The organism is Salinihabitans flavidus (assembly GCF_900110425.1).
GTDB lineage: Bacteria > Pseudomonadota > Alphaproteobacteria > Rhodobacterales > Rhodobacteraceae > Salinihabitans > Salinihabitans flavidus.
Genome location: NZ_FODS01000003.1, coordinates 72,318 through 90,940 on the forward strand (window position 1 = coordinate 72,318; position 18,623 = coordinate 90,940).

Annotated in this window: 23 protein-coding genes; all 23 read right to left on the reverse strand. The window is 62.4% G+C overall.

Annotated elements, in window-relative coordinates:
* Positions 1 to 5 precede the first annotated feature (5 nt).
* The 23 genes from nuoK to BMW66_RS03840 all read right to left on the reverse strand — a co-directional run bounded on the left by nuoK (position 6) and on the right by BMW66_RS03840 (position 18,547).
* Positions 6 to 311 (reverse strand): NADH-quinone oxidoreductase subunit NuoK, encoded by a 306-nt coding sequence (gene nuoK / locus BMW66_RS03730; protein WP_093115567.1) that lies wholly within the window; start codon positions 309 to 311, stop codon positions 6 to 8.
* A 75-nt stretch (positions 312 to 386) separates the two neighbouring features.
* Complete coding sequence (locus BMW66_RS03735) at positions 387 to 995, reverse strand: NADH-quinone oxidoreductase subunit J (protein WP_093115569.1); 609 nt, start codon at positions 993 to 995, stop codon at positions 387 to 389.
* Positions 992 to 1,408, reverse strand: a complete 417-nt coding sequence (locus BMW66_RS03740; protein ID WP_093115571.1) for a carboxymuconolactone decarboxylase family protein — start codon at positions 1,406 to 1,408, stop codon at positions 992 to 994. The genes BMW66_RS03735 and BMW66_RS03740 overlap by 4 nt, the downstream gene beginning before the upstream one ends.
* On the reverse strand, positions 1,405 to 1,899 hold the full coding sequence (nuoI, locus tag BMW66_RS03745; RefSeq protein WP_093115573.1) for an NADH-quinone oxidoreductase subunit NuoI: 495 nt from the start codon (positions 1,897 to 1,899) through the stop codon (positions 1,405 to 1,407). Before nuoI ends, BMW66_RS03740 begins: the two co-directional genes overlap by 4 nt.
* A gap of 2 nt (positions 1,900 to 1,901) precedes the next feature.
* Positions 1,902 to 2,939 (reverse strand): NADH-quinone oxidoreductase subunit NuoH, encoded by a 1,038-nt coding sequence (gene nuoH / locus BMW66_RS03750; protein WP_093115575.1) that lies wholly within the window; start codon positions 2,937 to 2,939, stop codon positions 1,902 to 1,904.
* A 6-nt stretch (positions 2,940 to 2,945) separates the two neighbouring features.
* Positions 2,946 to 3,332, reverse strand: coding sequence for a hypothetical protein (locus BMW66_RS03755; protein ID WP_175483155.1), 387 nt, complete (start codon positions 3,330 to 3,332; stop codon positions 2,946 to 2,948).
* 32 nt (positions 3,333 to 3,364) lie between these two features.
* Positions 3,365 to 5,350, reverse strand: a complete 1,986-nt coding sequence (gene nuoG / locus BMW66_RS03760; protein WP_093115578.1) for an NADH-quinone oxidoreductase subunit NuoG — start codon at positions 5,348 to 5,350, stop codon at positions 3,365 to 3,367.
* Positions 5,351 to 5,352: 2 nt separating this feature from the next.
* On the reverse strand, positions 5,353 to 5,736 hold the full coding sequence (locus tag BMW66_RS03765; protein ID WP_245729332.1) for a DUF5333 domain-containing protein: 384 nt from the start codon (positions 5,734 to 5,736) through the stop codon (positions 5,353 to 5,355).
* Positions 5,737 to 5,786: 50 nt separating this feature from the next.
* Positions 5,787 to 6,131 (reverse strand): hypothetical protein, encoded by a 345-nt coding sequence (locus BMW66_RS03770; protein ID WP_093115580.1) that lies wholly within the window; start codon positions 6,129 to 6,131, stop codon positions 5,787 to 5,789.
* Positions 6,132 to 6,190: 59 nt separating this feature from the next.
* The gene (gene nuoF / locus BMW66_RS03775) at positions 6,191 to 7,489 is read right to left on the reverse strand and encodes an NADH-quinone oxidoreductase subunit NuoF (protein WP_093115582.1); all 1,299 of its coding nucleotides are present in this window, start codon (positions 7,487 to 7,489) and stop codon (positions 6,191 to 6,193) included.
* A 4-nt stretch (positions 7,490 to 7,493) separates the two neighbouring features.
* Entirely contained in the window at positions 7,494 to 7,727 is a 234-nt protein-coding gene (locus tag BMW66_RS03780) for a DUF5337 domain-containing protein (RefSeq protein WP_093115584.1), read from the reverse strand.
* A 3-nt stretch (positions 7,728 to 7,730) separates the two neighbouring features.
* A complete protein-coding gene (locus tag BMW66_RS03785; protein ID WP_093115586.1) occupies positions 7,731 to 8,906 on the reverse strand; it encodes an NADH-quinone oxidoreductase subunit E in 1,176 nt (391 codons plus the stop codon).
* Positions 8,906 to 10,129: an NADH-quinone oxidoreductase subunit D gene (locus tag BMW66_RS03790; protein WP_093115588.1), complete on the reverse strand. Its 1,224-nt coding sequence runs from the start codon at positions 10,127 to 10,129 to the stop codon at positions 8,906 to 8,908. The genes BMW66_RS03785 and BMW66_RS03790 overlap by 1 nt, the downstream gene beginning before the upstream one ends.
* On the reverse strand, positions 10,129 to 10,332 hold the full coding sequence (locus BMW66_RS03795; RefSeq protein WP_245729348.1) for a hypothetical protein: 204 nt from the start codon (positions 10,330 to 10,332) through the stop codon (positions 10,129 to 10,131). The genes BMW66_RS03790 and BMW66_RS03795 overlap by 1 nt, the downstream gene beginning before the upstream one ends.
* Positions 10,329 to 10,937, reverse strand: coding sequence for an NADH-quinone oxidoreductase subunit C (locus BMW66_RS03800; RefSeq protein WP_093115590.1), 609 nt, complete (start codon positions 10,935 to 10,937; stop codon positions 10,329 to 10,331). Before BMW66_RS03800 ends, BMW66_RS03795 begins: the two co-directional genes overlap by 4 nt.
* The gene (locus BMW66_RS03805) at positions 10,934 to 11,467 is read right to left on the reverse strand and encodes a NuoB/complex I 20 kDa subunit family protein (protein ID WP_425441305.1); all 534 of its coding nucleotides are present in this window, start codon (positions 11,465 to 11,467) and stop codon (positions 10,934 to 10,936) included. The genes BMW66_RS03800 and BMW66_RS03805 overlap by 4 nt, the downstream gene beginning before the upstream one ends.
* The gene (locus BMW66_RS03810) at positions 11,458 to 11,823 is read right to left on the reverse strand and encodes an NADH-quinone oxidoreductase subunit A (RefSeq protein ID WP_093115592.1); all 366 of its coding nucleotides are present in this window, start codon (positions 11,821 to 11,823) and stop codon (positions 11,458 to 11,460) included. Before BMW66_RS03810 ends, BMW66_RS03805 begins: the two co-directional genes overlap by 10 nt.
* A 323-nt stretch (positions 11,824 to 12,146) precedes the next feature.
* Positions 12,147 to 13,229: a DUF2332 domain-containing protein gene (locus tag BMW66_RS03815; RefSeq protein WP_093115594.1), complete on the reverse strand. Its 1,083-nt coding sequence runs from the start codon at positions 13,227 to 13,229 to the stop codon at positions 12,147 to 12,149.
* A gap of 380 nt (positions 13,230 to 13,609) precedes the next feature.
* Entirely contained in the window at positions 13,610 to 14,392 is a 783-nt protein-coding gene (locus tag BMW66_RS03820; RefSeq protein WP_093115597.1) for a crotonase/enoyl-CoA hydratase family protein, read from the reverse strand.
* A gap of 30 nt (positions 14,393 to 14,422) precedes the next feature.
* Positions 14,423 to 15,277 (reverse strand): hydroxymethylglutaryl-CoA lyase, encoded by an 855-nt coding sequence (locus BMW66_RS03825; RefSeq protein WP_093115599.1) that lies wholly within the window; start codon positions 15,275 to 15,277, stop codon positions 14,423 to 14,425.
* Entirely contained in the window at positions 15,270 to 15,935 is a 666-nt protein-coding gene (locus tag BMW66_RS03830) for a glutathione S-transferase family protein (protein ID WP_093115601.1), read from the reverse strand. The genes BMW66_RS03825 and BMW66_RS03830 overlap by 8 nt, the downstream gene beginning before the upstream one ends.
* Complete coding sequence (locus tag BMW66_RS03835; RefSeq protein ID WP_093115603.1) at positions 15,936 to 16,598, reverse strand: glutathione S-transferase family protein; 663 nt, start codon at positions 16,596 to 16,598, stop codon at positions 15,936 to 15,938. It abuts the gene before it with no gap.
* Entirely contained in the window at positions 16,595 to 18,547 is a 1,953-nt protein-coding gene (locus tag BMW66_RS03840) for an ATP-binding protein (protein WP_093115605.1), read from the reverse strand. The genes BMW66_RS03835 and BMW66_RS03840 overlap by 4 nt, the downstream gene beginning before the upstream one ends.
* Positions 18,548 to 18,623: the final 76 nt, after the last annotated feature.

Here is an 18,623-nt window from a genome sequence, read left to right on the forward strand (position 1 = left end):
TCGCGTTATCCCTTCATCATGTTGACATCTTCCACCGCGATCGTGCCGCGATTGCGGAAGAAGGACACCAGAATCGCGAGGCCGATGGCCGCTTCGGCGGCAGCCACGGTCAGCACGAAAAGTGTGAAGACCTGCCCCACCAGATCACCCAGAAAGGACGAAAAGGCGACAAGATTGATATTCACCGACAGGAGTATCAGCTCGATCGACATCAACAGGATGATCACGTTCTTCCTGTTCAGGAAAATCCCGAAGATGCCTATGACAAACAGCGTCGCCGCCACTGTCAGGTAATGTTCAAGTCCGATCATGTCTCACGTCCCATCGCCTTTCCCGGTTCCGTTTCCTCGCAGGGATACGGCCCGGAAATTATGAATAATTCCGGTTCAGAGACCCTGCCCCGGTTTCACGTCTTTCAGTTCCATCGCCTTCGCCGGATCACGCCACATCTGCGCCAGCACGTTCTGACGCTTCACGTCGCGACGGTGGCGCAGCGTCAGCACGATCGCCCCGATCATCGCCACCAGAAGAATCAACCCGGCAAGCTGGAACAGCAGAAAATATGTATCGTAGAGCAACATCCCGAGTGCGGCGGTATTCTCCACCCCCTCCGGAATCGGGGCCGCGCGCAAGCCTTCGGCCGCATCCGAATGCTGCCAGGCCCCAATCGCGACCGCGAATTGCATAAGCAGAACAATTCCAATCAGAAGCGCAAGCGGCAAATACTGTGCCATCTGCGCCTTCAACTCGGCAAAGTCCACGTCGAGCATCATGACCACGAACAGGAACAACACGGCCACCGCGCCCACGTAGACGATGACCAGAAGCATCGCCACGAATTCTGCCCCCAGCAGCACGAAAAGCCCCGCCGAACTCAGAAATGCAAGGATCAGCCAGAGCACCGAATGCACCGGGTTGCGGCTGATCACGGTGAAAAGCCCGCCCGTGATCACCCCGATCGCGAACAGGTAAAAGGCCAGCGCAGCAATGGTCATGTCTCACTTTCCTCGTTCTCGGCCAGAACCTCCTGCGCGATATGCATCACGCGGGTCATGGCGGGAATGCCGGCGAACATCGACATCTGGCCGATGGTCTCGACGATCTCCTGTTTGCGCGCCCCGGCTTCGACGGCATGGCGCACGGTCACCCGGACTTGCGCATCGGCCTGCCCGCCCAGAACAGTCAGCGCGGCCAGCGTCAGCAACATCCGGGTCTTGGCGTCCAGTCCGTCCCGGTTGAGCATGTTGCCGAAGAACAGATCCATCATGTCCTTGGGCATGGTCGGCCAGAGCTTCTCGAATCCCTGGGGCGTGAACGACTCGAACCCCTCCAGTCCGGGGCTCATGCTCTTGGCCATCTCCCGATACTGGGCGATCATCGCCTCAAAGGGGTTCTTCTCAACGCTCATCGGTAGGGTGCATCCAGTTCAAGGTTTCGGGCAATCTCGGCTTCCCAGCGGTCGCCGTTTTCAAGGAGCTTGGCCTTGTCGTAGAACATTTCTTCCCGGGTCTCCGTGGCGAATTCGAAATTCGGGCCTTCCACGATGGCATCCACCGGGCAGGCTTCCTCGCAGAAACCACAATAGATGCACTTGGTCATGTCGATGTCATAGCGCGTCGTGCGGCGGCTTCCATCCTCGCGCGGCTCCGCGTCGATGGTGATCGCCTGCGCCGGGCAGATTGCCTCGCAGAGCTTGCAGGCGATGCACCGCTCTTCACCATTGGGATACCGGCGCAGCGCATGTTCGCCCCGGAACCGCGGGCTCAGCGGCCCCTTTTCATGCGGATAATTGATCGTGGCTTTGGGCGCGAAGAAATACTTCAGTCCCACCCGGAACCCGGCGATGACATCGGATAAAAGAAAATATCCCGCAGCGCGTTTATAGTCGATAGCCGCCATGTTCAGCCTCCAATCGTCCAGCGGGCATAGGCCCCGCCGAATGCTTCGAATTTTGCCAGAAATGCCACGATCACGACCCATGCCAAGGACAACGGAAGAAAGACCTTCCAGCCGATGCGCATAAGCTGATCATAGCGGTAGCGTGGTGTTATCGCCTTCACCATCGCGAAGATGAAGAAGAAGAACGCCATCTTGCCGACCATCCACAAAACCCCGTCGGGCAGCCCCGGAATCGGGGAAAGCCAGCCACCGAAGAACAAAAGCGAGGTAAGCGCGCACATCAGGAACATCGCTATATACTCGCCCGCCATGAACAGCAGGAACATCGTCGAGGAATACTCGACCTGATACCCGGCCACGAGTTCCGATTCCGCCTCCGGCAGGTCAAAGGGGGGCCGGTTCGTTTCGGCCAGAGTCGATATGAAAAACAGGAACACCATCGGGAAATGCGGCAGCCAATACCAGGAGAAGAAGCCGTAGCGGCCGTCCTGCGCCATCACGATATCACCGAAATTCAGCGACCCGGTGGAAATGATCACCCCGATGATGATCAGACCGATGGACACCTCATAGGAGATCATCTGCGCCGCAGAGCGCAGAGAGCCAAGGAAGGCGTATTTGGAATTCGACGCCCAGCCCCCCATGATCACGCCGTAAACCTCCAGCGAGGAGATCGCGAACACATAGAGAATGGCCACGTTGATATCCGCCAGGACCCAGCCCTCGTTGAACGGGATCACGGCCCATGCCACCAGGGCGAGAACGAAACTGGTCAGCGGTGCCAGAATGAACACAGGACGATCCGCACCCGCCGGGATGACAACTTCCTTCAACACGTATTTGAGTGCATCGGCAACCGATTGAAGCAGGCCGAAGGCACCGACCACGTTCGGCCCGCGCCGCATCTGCACTGCGGCCCAGATCTTGCGATCCCCGTAGACGAGAAACAGAAGCGAGATCATCACGAACCCAATGACCGCAAGCACCTGCGCCACGATCAGAACGCCTATGCCGAGCGGAGTGGTAAAGAAATCAGCCATTGGTCCTCACACCGTAGGTATTCCGTTTTCTGCGCAGCTTGAAACGGTGACTTCGGCGTCAATCGTCTTCAGCCCGCGGGGCAGCGCAGACGAGATGGTGTAAACCGCATCTCCCCTCCAGATTCCACCCTCAATATCAACTGTCGTCCGAACGTGCCGCGCAAAACCAAAGCCCCGGATCAAAGCATATTGCGCTGCGGCGCATTCGGCATAGGCATCCACATCCTGATGGTCGCGCGCGCCCGTCATGGCAACCCGAAAATTCACCAGATCCCCATCCAGAAGCCGCGTTTCGACGCCCTTGTAGTCTGGATCGAAGGCAACGCGATCACGCGCCACGCTCTCCCCGTCCGAAGCGGCGCATGCTGCGACCCCGGCGGCAACCAGCGGCATCAGAATGGATATGATCGCCCGTCCTGACACTGTCACTCCGCCGCGATCGCCTTGTCGCGCCGCGCCTTTGCATTGGCCGAAAGCTCTGCCATCAATTCCGACGCCCGCGCAATCGGGTTGGTCAGGTAGAAATCGGTAATTGCGGTGCGGAACTCCGCGTTCCCAAGCGGCTCTTTCGGCAGCGGCTCGTCGGTGTTTTCAGGAACCTCGTCGATCTGCGCGAGATGCGGAACCTCCGCCACCAGTTTCTGACGAAGCTGTGCAAGGCTGTCATAGGGCAGCGTGGCATCAAGCTCTGCCGACAGGGCCCGCAGGATGGCCCAGTTCTCCTTGGCCTCGCCGGGCGGGAAGCCCGCGCGCATGGCAAGCTGCGGGCGCCCCTCGGTATTGACGAAAACCGCGTTCTCTTCGGTATAGGCCGCAGAGGGCAGGATCACGTCGGCACGATGCGCCCCGCGATCACCGTGGCTGCCCTGATAGATGACAAACACGCCCGGGTCGATCTCCACCTCGTCGGCCCCAAGGTTAAAGATCACCTCCGCCCCGTCGATCGCGGTGGCGAGCCCGCCGTCGGTCACGGCGCCCACATCCATCGCGCCGACCCGCGCCGCCGCGGTATGCAGCACCAGCATCCGGCCCGAAAGCGCCTGCGCCGCGGCCAGCACGGCAAGCCCGTCCGCCTCGCGCAGCGCGCCCTGACCGACGATGACGATGGCTTCGTCGCCGGCCCGAGCGCGCGCAAGCGCATCGCGTCCGGTGCCAAGATGTTCATAGTCATAGGTCAGATCCACCGCCTGCCCGATCACCTTCACCGTAGCCCCCTTGATCCACGCCTTGCGAATACGGGCATTGAGGACCGGCGCCTCGTCACGCGGATTGGCGCCGATCAGGATGATTTCTTTCGCCGAATCAATCTCTTCCACGGCGACATTGCCGACATATCCGGCGCGGTTACCAACCGGCAGGCGCGCATTGTCGGTGCGGCATTCCACCTTGCCCCCAAGCCCCTCGACAAGCTGTCGAAGCGCGAACGCCCCCTCAACCGGCGCCAGATCCCCGATCAGGCCGGCAATCTTCTTGTCTTTCATCGCGGCCGCCGCCGCCGACAGCGCCTCCGGCCAGCTTGCCGGGCGTAGCTTGCCGTTTTCCCGCACATAGGGGCGGTCCAGACGCTGTTTGCGCAGCCCATCATAGACAAAACGCGTCTTGTCGGAGATCCATTCCTCGTTCACGCCATCATGGTTGCGCGGCAGGATACGCATGACCTCGCGCCCTTTGGTATCCACGCGGATATTCGACCCCAGAGCATCCATCACGTCGATGCTTTCGGTCTTGGACAATTCCCAGGGCCGGGCGGTAAAGGCATACGGCCTGCTCACCAGCGCGCCCACCGGGCACAGGTCGATGATGTTGCCTTGAAGATTGCTGTCCAGCGTCTCGCCCAGATAGCTGGTGATCTCGCTGTCCTCGCCGCGTCCTGTCTGGCCCATCTGCTCGATGCCCGCCACCTCGGTGGTGAAGCGCACGCAGCGCGTGCAGGAAATGCAGCGCGTCATATGGGTTTCCACCAGCGGGCCAAGATCGAGATCCTCGACCGCGCGCTTCGGCTCGCGAAACCGCGAGAAATCGACGCCATAGGCGATCGCCTGATCCTGAAGATCGCACTCCCCGCCCTGATCGCAGATCGGGCAATCGAGCGGATGGTTGATCAGCAGGAATTCCATCACTCCCTCGCGCGCCTTCTTGACCATCGGGGAATTGGTGCTCACCTGCGGCGGGCTGCCATCGGGAAACGGACGCATGTCGCGCACCTGCATCGCACAGGAGGCGGCAGGCTTTGGCGGTCCCGGTTGCACTTCGACAAGGCACATCCGGCAATTGCCCGCGATCGACAGACGCTCGTGATAGCAGAACCGTGGCACTTCGACCCCGACCTGCTCACAGGCCTGTATCAGGGTCAGCGCCCCCTCCACTTCGACTTCCCGGCCGTCGATGATGATCTTGCGTAGGTCAGACATGTTCACTTCGCCCTTAGCAGCGCGCCGATCTGGCTTGATTTCTCGATTTCCGCGCGCCCTAGCGCGCAGTAGCTCTTCGCGTCGTCTTCAACGACGCCACGGGCCCGCATGTAGTCCGCGCCAATGGCGCGCAGCCGCTTCTCCTCGGCCTTGTCATCAACATAGGCGTCGATCTCGTCCTGGCTGTATCCAAGCTTTTTCGCATGATTCTCCAGCCCGTGGAGATAGCGCAGCGCCCGAAACAACCGGGCCGAGATCGTGGGGCAATTCTTGCGGATCTCATCGGCGACCCCCACCGCAATCAAACCGTCCCGCACGGGCCTGACCTCACTCAACGGCGGGTTGCTCGCCAAAGCAGGCGAACCCGACAAGAGAAAAATCGCCAAAACGACCGCCAATGCCCGGCCCAGCGTAAATGGATATGTCGTTCCGCCCGTCAAATCTTGCACGTCCCTTCATAGGTCAGCGTGTCATTTTCAAGCCGCAGAAGGGCGGCGTCCGTCTCCGGTCCGGTTTTCCACTCGATACGAGAGGTGCCGAAATGCGTCACGCAATACCGGATGCCACCATATTCCGCCGCCTCGCGCGCGCCCTCGAATGTGCGACTGGCGTTCCGGACCTCGACGGTGAAGCTCATGCGGTTATCGGAGGCAAGCGGAGCCGACCTCGGCCGGAACACCTCACCGTCAAAGGCGATCTCGCTCTGCTTGCGAATACGGTCACAGGCGCCAAGCGCGGTTGCCGCACACAAGGACAAGATCAGAACGGTCCGTACTGTCATGCCGTCATTTCCCCTTCAACTGCGTTCGCCGCGGGGCTCCTTGCCCGTGGTGACACCTTTCACTCCGCCGCCATCGCGCCCATGCGGCCCGATTTCTTCGCCTTGATCCGATCCTCGATCTCATCGCGGAAATTTCGGATCAGACCCTGTATCGGCCAGGCCGCCGCATCGCCAAGCGCACAGATGGTATGCCCCTCGACCTGCTTGCTCACATCCCAGAGCATGTCGATTTCCTTAATCTCGGCCTCGCCGCACACAAGTCGCTCCATGACCCGCATCATCCAGCCGGTTCCCTCCCGGCAGGGTGTGCACTGACCACAGCTTTCGTGCTTGTAGAATTTCGCAAGTCGCCAGATCGCCTGCACGATGTCGGTGGACTTGTCCATGACAATCACCGCCGCCGTGCCAAGCCCCGACTGAAGATCCTTCTGAAGATAATCATAGTCCAAGATCGCGTCGCGCATCTTCTCGCCGCGCACGCAGGGCACCGATGATCCGCCCGGGATCACCGCCATGAGGTTGTCCCACCCGCCACGGATGCCGCCGCAGTGTGTCTCAATCAACTCCTCGAAAGAAATCGACATCGCCTCTTCCACGACGCAAGGGGTGTTGACATGGCCAGAGATCGCAAAAATCTTCGTGCCCGCGTTGTTGGCGCGCCCAAAACTGGAAAACCACTCCGCCCCGCGACGCAGAATTGTCGGGACGACCGCGATCGACTCGACGTTGTTCACCGTGGTCGGGCAACCATAGACCCCCGCCATCGCCGGGAACGGCGGCTTCATCCGCGGCATCCCCTTCTTGCCCTCAAGGCTCTCGAGAAGCGCCGTCTCCTCACCGCAAATATAGGCCCCCGCACCGTGATGCAGGAACAGGTCGAAATCCCAACCCGATCCGGCGGCGTTGCGTCCCAGAAGTCCGGCGTCATAGGCCTCATCAATAGCCGACTGAAGCGCCTCGCGCTCGCGGATGTATTCGCCGCGAATATAGATGAAGCAGCTATGCGCATTCATCGCGAAGCTGGCGATCAGGCACCCTTCGATGAGCGTATGCGGATCGTGGCGCATAATCTCGCGGTCCTTGCAGGTGCCCGGCTCGGATTCATCGGCGTTGACCACCAGATAAGCGGGCCGCCCGTCGCTTTCCTTCGGCATGAACGACCACTTGAGCCCGGTCGGAAAGCCCGCGCCGCCCCGTCCGCGCAGGCCTGACGCCTTCATCTCCTCGATAATCCAGTCGCGCCCCTTGCCGAGTATATCGCTCGTTCCGTCCCAATGGCCCCGCGCCTTCGCCCCGGCAAGCGTGCGATCGTGCATGCCGTAGAGATTGGTAAAGATACGGTCCTGATCCTTGAGCATCCCGTTACCCCTGCAATGTCCGGCGCGCACGCCAGATCTGATAGATGTTGACCAGCGCCCAGATCAGCGCGGCGATTGCGGCAAAATCGAACAGGAACGCATAGCGCCCCGGCAACCCGACCGATTGGCCGATCCACTGGGCGGCCAACCACACCAGCATCGTCCCCGCGATCACAAGGGCGACGATCCTGCCCCTGCGCGCCAGCCGCTCATGCTGCCTTGTGTCCGCCCTGGTCATGGCTCAGTCCTTGTATAGATCGCCCTTGGCGACCCGTTTCGAGAACTCGGTGTCTCCGCCTTCGGCCAGCGTTCTGGCCTGCTCGATCCATCCATCCCGCTCGATCCGGCCCTTGAATTTCAACCGCGCATCAACCCAGGCGACCTCCGCCTCCGTCCACTTGGCGATCTGGTCGAAGTGGAAAAAACCAAGCTCGTTGAGCTTCTCTTCCAGCTTCGGGCCGACGCCCTTGAGTTGTTTGAGGTCATCGGGCTTGCCATCCCGCGCCGCGCTAAGTGTTTCGGGTTTCACCTCGGCAACATCGGCGGCGGATTTTTCCGGCGCAATCGGCTTGGCAGAGGGCTTCTGATCGCTCTTGTCGACCTCGGGCCTGCCCTTTTCCTTCGCCTTCGCTTGCTTGACGGCCGGTTTCGGCGTCGGCACAGGTTTTGGTGGCGTCTCGCCGGTGTCGCGGCTGGCAACCTTGCCGTCTTTGCCGATCCACGGCGTCAGAAGTGGCACTTCACTGCCATCGATCCGCTTGATCGTGTCGTCCATGTCGACGGCCAGCTGAGCGGAGGCATTGTATTTGGTATGCCCGCTGTCGAACTCCTTCAGGCTCGTCAGTCCCGACAGCGGCTCCGACGCATAGCGCCCGTTCTGAGGCCCCGGCACCGGAACCTTGCCCGCCGCCAATTCGTCGAGGATCTCGGCAAATCGTTCCGCGGTCAGATCCTCATAGTAGTCCTTGCCGATCAGCGCCATCGGCGCATTGGCACAGGCGCCCAGACACTCCACCTCTTCCCATGAAAACTTGCCGTCCGGCGAAAGCGCGTGCGGCTGCCCGGCGATCTTGTCCCGGCAGACGTCAATCAACTCTCCGGCACCGCAGATCATGCAGCTGGTTGTGCCGCAGATCTGGATATGGGCGACGCTCCCGACCGGCTGAAGCTGGAACATGAAATAGAACGACGCCACCTCAAGCCCGCGGATATATGCCATGCCGAGCAGATCGGAGACGTATTCAATCGCTGGACGCGACAACCAGCCTTCCTGCTCCTGCGCGCGCCACAAGAGCGGGATGATCGCGCTGGCCTGCCGGCCTTCGGGGTACTTGCTGATCTGCCCCTCGGCCCAGTCCAGATTCTCCGGCGTAAAGGCAAAGCTTTCCGGTTGTTCATGATGCAGACGGCGCAGCATTAGCGGTCAACCTCTCCAAAAACGATGTCCATCGTACCGATGATCGCAGCCACGTCGGCGAGTTGATGCCCACGGGTCACATGTTCCATGGCCTGCAAATGCGAAAACCCCGGCGCGCGGAGCTTGGCGCGATAAGGCCGGTTCGTTCCGTCGGCCACAAGATACACCCCGAACTCGCCCTTGGGGGCCTCCACCGCGGCGTAGACCTCACCCTCGGGCACATGGAACCCTTCGGTATAAAGCTTGAAGTGATGGATCAGCGCCTCCATCGAGGTCTTCATCTCACCGCGCTTGGGCGGGCCGATCTTGCCGCGTGTCATCACGTCGCCCGTCGCTTCGCGCAGCTTCACGATGGCCTGACGAATGATCGAAGTCGATTGCCGCATCTCCTCCATCCGGCACAGATACCGGTCATAGCAATCGCCGTTCTTGCCCACGGGGATCTGGAACTCGAATTCGTCATAGCATTCATAGGGCTGTGCCCGGCGCAGATCCCATGCAAGCCCCGATCCGCGAACCATCACACCCGAAAAACCGTAAAGCTGGATATCCTCTTCACTCACCACGCCAATATCGGCGTTGCGCTGCTTGAAGATGCGGTTCTCGGTCAGAAGTGCATCAATGTCGTCAAGCACCTGCGGAAAATGCAGAGTCCATTCCTCGATATCGTCGATCAGCTTGTCGGGAAGATCCTGATGCACGCCGCCGGGCCGGAAATAGGCCGAATGCAGCCGCGCCCCGCAGGCCCGCTCATAAAAGATCATGAGCTTTTCGCGCTCCTCGAACCCCCAAAGCGGAGGCGTGAGCGCACCCACGTCCATCGCCTGCGTCGTCACATTCAGAAGGTGGTTCAGAATACGCCCGATCTCGGAATACAGCACCCGGATCAACTGTGCCCGGCGCGGCACCTCCACGCCCGTCAGCTTTTCGATCGCGAGACACCAGGCATGTTCCTGATTCATCGGCGCCACGTAATCGAGCCGGTCGAAGTACGGAAGGTTCTGAAGGTACGTCCGGCTCTCCATGAGCTTTTCGGTTCCACGATGCAGCAGGCCGATATGCGGATCGCACCGCTCAACAATTTCACCGTCCAACTCCAGAACCAGTCGCAACACGCCATGCGCCGCCGGGTGCTGGGGGCCGAAGTTCAAGTTGAAATTGCGAATTTCCTGCTCACCGGACAGGGCGTCGGTGCTGCCGTCATCGAACTTGGAGCCGTCCATCACGAGGCGCCTCCGTCAATCTTGTCCTTGAACGCCATGACCCAAAGCAGGATGAGCGCCACCAGCGGGAAGATGGCAAGGATCGCCACCCAGTTCGGGATGCCGTAGCGCGGAAGAAGGCGCCAGAACGGGATCACCACCAGCGCCGCGAATATCGCAATCCAGAGGAATCCCCCGCCGCCCATGCCATAGTCGCCCATCATGTCGCGTCTCCTTCTTTCTCGTCCCCGGGAAGGATGTAGTCCGCGCCTTCCCACGGGCTCATGAAGTCGAATTGCCGGTATTCCTGAACGAGGCTCACCGGCTCGTAAATCACGCGCTTCTGCGCCTCGTCGTAGCGCACCTCGGTATAACCCGTGGTCGGAAAATCCTTGCGAAGCGGGTGCCCTCGAAACCCGTAGTCCGTCAGAAGGCGGCGCAGATCGGGATGTCCCGAAAACAGGATGCCAAACATGTCGAACACCTCGCGCTCGAACCAGTTGGCCCCGGGATGCACCGCGGTCACCGAGGGGACCACCTCATCCTCACGGATACTGGCCCGCAGGCGAACCCGCTGATTTTGATACATCGACAGCAGATGATAGACCACGTCGAACCGCTTGGGCCGCTCGGGGTAATCCACGCCCGTCAGGTCGATCAGGGTGGAAAACCGACAGGTCGGATCGACCTTCAAAAACTCCACGAACCCGGCGATATTGGCCGGGGTCACGTCGATATTCAGTTCGTCATGGGTCACATCCCAGCCCAGCACGCAATCCCCGCGCTTGGCCTCGATATGTGCGCCCAGTTCTTTCAAGGCTTCACTCATCTCACGATCGTCCCCGTGCGGCGGATTTTGCGTTGCAGCTGCATGATCCCGTAAAGCAGCGCCTCGGCGGTCGGCGGGCAGCCCGGCACATAGATATCGACCGGAATGACCCGGTCACACCCGCGCACCACACTGTAGCTGTAGTGATAGTAACCGCCCCCGTTCGCGCAGGACCCCATCGAGATCACGTAACGCGGCTCGGGCATCTGGTCATAAACCTTGCGCAGTGCCGGCGCCATCTTGTTGGTCAGCGTTCCGGCCACGATCATCACATCCGATTGACGCGGGCTGGCGCGCGGCGCGACCCCGAACCTCTCTGCGTCGTAGCGCGGCATGGAAGTGTGCATCATCTCGATTGCGCAGCAGGCCAAGCCGAAGGTCATCCAGTGAAGTGAGCCGGTGCGCGCCCAGTTGATCAGATCCTCGGTAGAGGTGATCAGGAAGCCCTTGTCCTGCAATTCGGAATTGAGCGATTGGGTCGCCGTTTCCGGATCGCGGCCCGCCGTGTTCGCTCCGGTCATCACTGCCATTCCAATGCCCCTTTCTTCCACTCATAGGCAAAGCCGATCGTCAGAACAGCCAGAAAGACCATCATCGACCAGAACCCCACCATGCTCACATCCTTGAACGCCACCGCCCAAGGGAACAACATCGCAATCTCAAGGTCGAAAATCACGAACAGGATCGCCACCAGATAGTACCGGACATCGAATTTCATCCGTGCGTCGTCGAAGGCATTGAAGCCGCACTCGTAGGCGCTCACCTTCTCTGGATCGGGATTGCGAACGGCCAGAACAACAGCGGCCAGGATCAGAACGAGGCCAAGACCGATAGCAATGGCCAGAAAGACGAGAATGGGAAGGTATTCCCTCAGCATCTCTTCCACGGGGTGGCTCCTTTCATGCACGGGGATGCCCGTGCAGTCAGATGGCTGCAGCGATTGAGGGACGGTTTACTCCTGCCCCCCGGCAGGGTCAACCAAGCCTGAACATATTCAGCTTCGTGCAATCGTGCATCTTTTCACCTCTCTCAGTCTCTTGGTCCAAAAGTTGGAGCCATGCGGCATTTGGTCAACCCGTTCCCCGTGCCGATTCGGCGAATTTGTCGCCCAATCATGCGCCATCCCGAGAAAACATCACCAGCCGCCAAAACCAGTGCAAAAACGCAGGGAATATCAGCAATCGTGTTGGTTTGAGAGGAACTTTCCTGTTAGCTCTCGAGGAGAGGAAAGAAGGATCTCTCCGCAGCCTCCGGAAACCATTCGATCCAGTCCACATGAAAGTGCGCGCGGCCGAGCCGGGCTTGCCGTGGAGCGCCTCCGCTCCAAAGCGTCGCCGTAAGGCCGGCACCAGGCTCGCTGCCATCGGCCTCCATCGAAAGGTGCAAGAGCGGTGCTTCTGCCGACGCGGCCATGCCGGCGTCTTGGAGAGTCTCGGCGATGGCTTTGCGGGTCGCATCGGGGAAGTATTGCGCCGCGATAGTCGTGTAGACGACATGAAGAGCACCGAGCCTGGGCTTGCTGAGGCGGCGGGCAAGCCAAGGCGCCGCATCCCCAGCATCCGGCCGCACTGACGCGACGGCTATGGCAGCGCGGGTCCGGGCCAGACGATCAGGCTGGTCGGGCCATATATAGGCGAGCAGTCGAAGCCTGTCCGATGGGTTGGCGGGGTCGAGGGGGGCGAGATCCACGCCGCTGCGGTCCTTTACCGTGATTGGATGTGGATCGGGGCGCTTGTGTCCGCGCCATTCAGGTGTAAGCACAATGGCAGGGTCTGCGGGACCGTAATCAGACCCATTCACCGCCACGCAATAGCGATCCAATGCCAAGTTCAGACCGGCGCTCGCCCCCATTTCAGACAGCACCACGGGTCGGACACCAATCTCGCCCAGGGCCCACCACAGGCCAGCAATCACCGCTGCAGCCCGGCGCACCTCATTGGTTTGCGGTGCCCGGTCGAGCCAGGTGAGAATCCGGGCTTCACGCGCCTGCAGTGCATCCTCGACCGCCGCCCAGAGTTTGTAATCGGACGCCGAATGAGGCGGATAGACAGCGGCAAGGCCGGGCGCGCTGCCATCAAGGACCAAGGCGTGGAGCGCACCGGCAAGTCGGAGCGGAACCGATTGTCCGGAAGGACCAACGTCACCTTGCCAAGCCAGACACCGCGCGCCGACAGTCGTGTTCTCGCCAAGCCTTTCGCCGATGAGTGGCATCAGCCGCCCCATGAAAGCAGACCCAAGGCTCGCGCATGCACGTCCTTGCTGCACGAACGCAACGCGGACACCCTCGCTCATCAGCCACTATCCCCCGTATGTCGCAAACGCTCAGTGATACTGTAGAGGATAGGACCAGTTGGCAATGGGCCCCGGCGAAGGGCCGCCCTGCGATATGATGGCGCGAAATACCGGCAACGGTTCTGCGCTCCGACGAGCGACCATCCAGCGTGTGTGCCCCTCCAGAGACTTGCGGACCGGACCACGCCACCGCTTGCGGACGTCGCCCTTCCATTGTGCGTAGAGGCTGTTCACGGTGTTCAGGTGTTAGGTCTTCGGCGTGGGACTGCTGCGGCGGGACAGAAGAAGCAATACTGGCTTCCGACGACAGAACGAAGTCCGACCAACACCGATTGCTGACATTCCCCAAACGCACAATAAAGGGTTGTCCGTCGGAAGACTCACGCTATCCAAGGCGCCTTGCGCTTGTCAAAGAACGCCGCGATCCCCGCGCGCGCCTCCTCGCTCTCCCAACAGGCGACAAGCTGTGAGATCGTGTGGTCGATCACCGCATCGTCAATCACCGGGCCAAGCCGCCGGGTCAGCGCCTTGGCCCGCGCCACGGCCCCCGGAGCGCAGGACAGATAGGGCACGATCTCCGCCTCCACCGCCGCATCCAGATCACCGGCGGGCACCGCCCGCGCCAGAAGGCCGAGCGTTACCGCCTCCTGCGCGCCGAAAAGCCGCGCCGACATGAACACCCGCCGCGCCATCGCCTCCCCCATGCGCGACAGCACATAGGGCGCGATCGTCGCCGGGATAAGTCCCAGCTTCGTCTCGGTCAGCCCCATCTTCAGATGATCGGCGCCGATCGTCACGTCACAGACACTCGCCATACCCACACCGCCACCGAAGGCATTGCCCTGCACCCGCCCGACAAGCGGTTTGGGCATCAGGTTCAGAGCGTGCAGCGCTTCGGCCAGCTTGCGCGCCTCGGTGAAGCGGGTCGCGGAATCGGCGGCCATCTGCGCCTGCATCCACCCCAGATCGCCGCCCGCGCAGAATGTCTTGCCCGCCCCGGTGAGCACCACGACCCGCACCGCGTCATCCGCCCCCAGCGCCTCTGCCGCCTGCCGCAATTCCACGATCATCCGCCCGGACATGGCGTTGTGTTTTTCCGGCCGGTCGAGCGTCAGCGTCGCCACCCCCCGCGCATCGCGTGTTATATCCAGCGTTTCATACATTTCCGCGTCCCCGCTAACCAAGATTTCACCTCACGCGGCGCGCATCGCCCGCGCCATCTCCGCTGCCCGCATCAGCACGGCCCGGTCCAGCCCGGTCTCATAGCCCAGAGCCGACAGCCGGTCATGCACCGCCTCGGTGGCCACATTGCCCGCCGCGCCGGGCGCATAGGGGCATCCCCCCAGACCGCCCGCGGCGGCATCAAACACCCGCAGCCCCAGCGCCAGTGACGCCTCGATATTGTCCAGCGCCCGGTGCGCCGTGTCATGGAAGTGTCCAGCCAGCCGAGCCGCCGGCACCTCCTGCACCACCGCCTCCAGCATCGCGGTTACGCTCTCGGGGCGAGCCTGTCCGATGGTGTCGCCAAGGCTGATCTCATAGCAGCCCATGTCGCGCAACGCCGCCGCCACCCGCGCGACCGCTTCGGGCGGCGTCGGCCCGTCATAGGGGCAGTCGGTCACGCAGGAAATATAGCCCCGCACCGGCACCCCAGCCGCCTGCGCCGCCTCCGCGACAGGGACGAACCGCTCAAGGCTTTCGGCAATCGTGGCGTTGATATTGGCCTTCGAGAACCCTTCCGAGGCCGACCCGAAAATCGCGACCTCGTCGGCCCGCGCCGCCAGCGCCGCCTCGAAGCCGCGCATGTTGGGGGTCAGCGCCGCATAGGACACCCCCGGCGCCCGCGCGATCCCCGCCAGAACCTGCGCCGAATCGGCCATCTGCGGCACCCATTTCGGGCTCACGAAACTGGCCACCTCGATGCGGCGAAATCCCGCCCTGCTCAGACAATCGACCAACGCGATCTTCTCGGCGGTGGGGATCTGCCGGGCCTCGTTCTGCAACCCGTCGCGCGGACCGACCTCGAAAATCTCGACCGTTTCAGGCATCGGGCACCTCATAGAAGTCCTGTGCATAGATCCGGCGCGCGTCCGCCTCCGGCTGCGCCGCCTGAAACGCGGGCCGCGCGCACAGCCGCTCCAGATACTCCGCCACCCCCGGCAATTCATCCAGCCGCACAAACCGCCGCGCCAGATCGACACCATAGCCCACGGCGCAATCCACCCCGGAAAACCCGGTTTCCATCAGATACTCGCGCCCATCGACAAGCAGCAACTCGATCCGCTCCAGCACCTTGGACAGCCGCCGCGCCTCAAGGCTCATCTGCGTGGAGGACCGCATCCACGGCTCATAAAGCACCACATGCGCCTGCGTCAGGTTCGCGCAATGCTGCCCGATGGTCTCGGCATAATGCAGCCAGTCGAGCCATTCCATCCGCTCCGGATCGCCCGGCGGCCGTCCCAATCCGGCCTCTGGGAAGAGCTCGCACAGATACTCGATCATCGCGCCGCTTTCGCACATCACCGCGCCGTCGATCTCGAGCGCAGGCACCCGCCCCGCCGGGTTGAGCATCAGGTACTCCGCCGTGCGCAGCGACTTGTCGAAAAAATCATAGCTCACAAGCTCGAAATCAACCTCAAGCTCTTCCAGCAGCCACAGCACCCGCACAGAGCGCGACTCGTCCACATGATGCAGCCTGATCTCCATTCACGCCTCCTCCGGCACCGGGTAGAACGGCTTACTGTAGAATTGCTGCACCCCGTCCTTCTCACGCGCCCGCACATAGGCGGGCCGCGCCTCGATCCGCGCGATATGGGCGCGCAGCGCCCCGAAGCGGGCGAAATCCACGAAATACGGGGCGGAAAAGAGGTTGAATCCCATCATCGTGTCGGCGGCCGAAAACCCCGACGGCAACAGCCAGTCGCGCTTTTTCATCACCGCCTCCATCGGCTTGAGCGTGGAGGCCAGCCGCGCCGCTTCAAGCCGCAGAACCGCCGGCGACGCCGGGCTCGGATCGCCCATGAACAGATGCTGCATGTTGAGAGAGGCCAGAATGCTCGCCTGCGTTTCGGCAAATCCCAGCCATTCCAGGAACGGCACCCGCTCTGGATCGCCCGGCAGACGCCCCAGCCCATGCTCGGGCCGCGTTTCGCAGAGATATTCCACGATGGCCCCGCTTTCATGAATGGTGATTCCGTCGATCTCGAGTGCGGGCACACGCCCAGCCGGGGAAATCGAGCGGTATTCCTCGGCTCGCAACGATCCGTCGGTCAGCCCATAGTGCCGGATCTCCGCCTCGAGGCCCATCTCTTCCAGAAGCCAGAGGATACGGAACGACCGGGAAAAGGCGACGTGATGCAACCGGATCATGCCGCCGCCTCCGCGTCGTCGTCCTCAAGCCGGATGAGCGCCGCGCCCGCCTCCACCTGCGTGCCCGCACCCGCCAGCACCTCGGCCACCACGCCATCACGCGCGGCCAGCAGTGAATGTTCCATCTTCATCGCCTCCAGAATCGCAAGCCTGTCACCCTTTGCCACCGTCTGCCCGGCCTCGGCAAAGACAGCCTTCACCATGCCCGGCATCGGGGCGATGACGATATGGCCCGCATCCGCCGCATGGGCATCGCGCGCCAGCGGGTCGATCACCTCGAACCCGATCCCGTGATGGGCGAACACCGTCACATGCAACCCGTGCCGCACCACCGGCGCGCCGCGCTCCCCATCCAGAAGCCAGCCCGCGCCGCGGCGAAGCGCCTCGACGGTGATCCCGTCCACCTCCACCAGATGATCGCCCGGACCGCGCGAGCGCACCACCGCCGTGAATTCCTCTCCATCGTGTCGAAGGTGGGCAGAGCGCCCCAACGCCTCCCAGAGGGTGAAGCCCGTCATCGGGTCGGTCTCACCCTCCAGCCCGAGCGCGGCCAGCGCGGCCAGCGCCTTGACCTGCGCGCCGGGAACGGGCTCTTTCACCAACTCGTAGAGATCGCGCGCGATCAACCCGGTATCCACCTCCCCCCGTACAAACCCCGCATGCGCGCAGAGCGCACCGAGGAACGCGAGGTTCGTCACCGTCCCGGCCACCTGCGTGCGATCCAGTGCCGCGCGCATCCGCGCCAGCGCCACCGCCCGCGTCGGCCCGTGAGTGATGATCTTGGCAATCATCGGATCGTAGAACGGGCTGATCGTGTCGCCCGCCCGCACGCCGGTATCGGCCCGCGCGCTGCCCGGAAACACCAGATGCGACAGCGTGCCGGTGGCCGGCAGGAATCCCTTGGGCACATCCTCGGCATAAAGCCGCACCTCGAAGGCGTGACCATTGATTGACAGGTCCTCCTGCCGCGCCGGAAGCGTCTCTCCCGAGGCGACGCGAAGCTGCCATTCCACCAGATCGACGCCGGTGATCGCCTCGGTCACGGGGTGTTCGACCTGAAGGCGCGTGTTCATTTCCATGAACCAAAACCCGTCGGGCCGAAGCCCGCCCGCGCTGTCCACGATGAACTCCACCGTGCCCGCGCCCTTGTATCCGATGGCTTCGGCGGCGCGCACCGCCGCCGCCCCCATCGCGGCGCGCATCTCGTCTGTCATGCCGGGGGCCGGAGCTTCCTCGATCACCTTTTGGTGGCGCCGCTGCAGCGAACAGTCCCGCTCGAACAGATGCACGGCGCGGGTGCCGTCGCCGAACACCTGCACCTCGATATGGCGCGGTCTCTGGATGTACTTCTCGATCAGGACATCGGCGTTGCCAAAGGCGCCCCGCGCCTCGCTCTGCGCGCTTTCCAGCGCGTCCAGGAAGTCCTCCGCACGCTCGACCAAACGCATCCCCTTGCCGCCGCCGCCCGCCACGGCCTTGATCAGCACCGGGTAGCCGATACCGTCCGCAACGCCCCACAGATGTTCGGGGTCCTGGTTGCGGCCGTGATAGCCGGGTACCACGGGCACGCCCGCCTCTTCCATCAGCGCCTTGGCGGCATCCTTCAGCCCCATCTTGCGGATCGCCTCGGCCGAGGGGCCGATGAAGGTCAGACCGGCCTTTTCCACCGCCTCGACGAAATCGGGGTTCTCGCTCAAAAAGCCATAGCCGGGATGGATCGCCTGCGCGCCCGTCTCACGCGCCGCCGCGATGATCACATCGCCCTTCAGATAGCTGTCCGCCGGGGCTGCGCCGCCGATATGCACCGCCTCGTCGGCCATCGCCACATGGCGCGCGCCCGCGTCCGCCTCCGAATAGACAGCCACCGTGCGCACCCCGAGCGCGCGCGCGGTCTCAATCACCCGGCAGGCAATCTCGCCCCGGTTGGCAATCAGGATCTTGTCAAACATTTCCGTTTCTCCCCGTATCGGCGGCAAGATCGAAGGCTCTGGGCTCCGCGCCACCGACGCAATACCGACAAAATAC

Coding starts and splice junctions, on each gene's coding strand:
- BMW66_RS03795 (WP_245729348.1), bottom strand. CDS start 10,332: ATGATGGGCGACTATGGCATGGGCGGCGGGGGATTCCTCTGGATTGCG.
- BMW66_RS03815 (WP_093115594.1), bottom strand. CDS start 13,229: ATGAGCGAGGGTGTCCGCGTTGCGTTCGTGCAGCAAGGACGTGCATGC.
- BMW66_RS03830 (WP_093115601.1), bottom strand. CDS start 15,935: ATGGAGATCAGGCTGCATCATGTGGACGAGTCGCGCTCTGTGCGGGTG.
- BMW66_RS03780 (WP_093115584.1), bottom strand. CDS start 7,727: ATGACCAGGGCGGACACAAGGCAGCATGAGCGGCTGGCGCGCAGGGGC.
- BMW66_RS03820 (WP_093115597.1), bottom strand. CDS start 14,392: ATGTATGAAACGCTGGATATAACACGCGATGCGCGGGGGGTGGCGACG.
- BMW66_RS03785 (WP_093115586.1), bottom strand. CDS start 8,906: ATGCTGCGCCGTCTGCATCATGAACAACCGGAAAGCTTTGCCTTTACG.
- nuoG (WP_093115578.1), bottom strand. CDS start 5,350: ATGTCTGACCTACGCAAGATCATCATCGACGGCCGGGAAGTCGAAGTG.
- BMW66_RS03755 (WP_175483155.1), bottom strand. CDS start 3,332: ATGCCGCTGGTTGCCGCCGGGGTCGCAGCATGCGCCGCTTCGGACGGG.
- BMW66_RS03835 (WP_093115603.1), bottom strand. CDS start 16,598: ATGATCCGGTTGCATCACGTCGCCTTTTCCCGGTCGTTCCGTATCCTC.
- BMW66_RS03740 (WP_093115571.1), bottom strand. CDS start 1,408: ATGAGCGTTGAGAAGAACCCCTTTGAGGCGATGATCGCCCAGTATCGG.
- BMW66_RS03825 (WP_093115599.1), bottom strand. CDS start 15,277: ATGCCTGAAACGGTCGAGATTTTCGAGGTCGGTCCGCGCGACGGGTTG.
- BMW66_RS03805 (WP_425441305.1), bottom strand. CDS start 11,467: ATGGCAGTGATGACCGGAGCGAACACGGCGGGCCGCGATCCGGAAACG.
- nuoI (WP_093115573.1), bottom strand. CDS start 1,899: ATGGCGGCTATCGACTATAAACGCGCTGCGGGATATTTTCTTTTATCC.
- BMW66_RS03800 (WP_093115590.1), bottom strand. CDS start 10,937: ATGAGTGAAGCCTTGAAAGAACTGGGCGCACATATCGAGGCCAAGCGC.
- nuoK (WP_093115567.1), bottom strand. CDS start 311: ATGATCGGACTTGAACATTACCTGACAGTGGCGGCGACGCTGTTTGTC.
- BMW66_RS03735 (WP_093115569.1), bottom strand. CDS start 995: ATGACCATTGCTGCGCTGGCCTTTTACCTGTTCGCGATCGGGGTGATC.
- BMW66_RS03790 (WP_093115588.1), bottom strand. CDS start 10,129: ATGGACGGCTCCAAGTTCGATGACGGCAGCACCGACGCCCTGTCCGGT.
- BMW66_RS03840 (WP_093115605.1), bottom strand. CDS start 18,547: ATGTTTGACAAGATCCTGATTGCCAACCGGGGCGAGATTGCCTGCCGG.
- nuoH (WP_093115575.1), bottom strand. CDS start 2,939: ATGGCTGATTTCTTTACCACTCCGCTCGGCATAGGCGTTCTGATCGTG.
- BMW66_RS03770 (WP_093115580.1), bottom strand. CDS start 6,131: ATGACAGTACGGACCGTTCTGATCTTGTCCTTGTGTGCGGCAACCGCG.
- nuoF (WP_093115582.1), bottom strand. CDS start 7,489: ATGCTCAAGGATCAGGACCGTATCTTTACCAATCTCTACGGCATGCAC.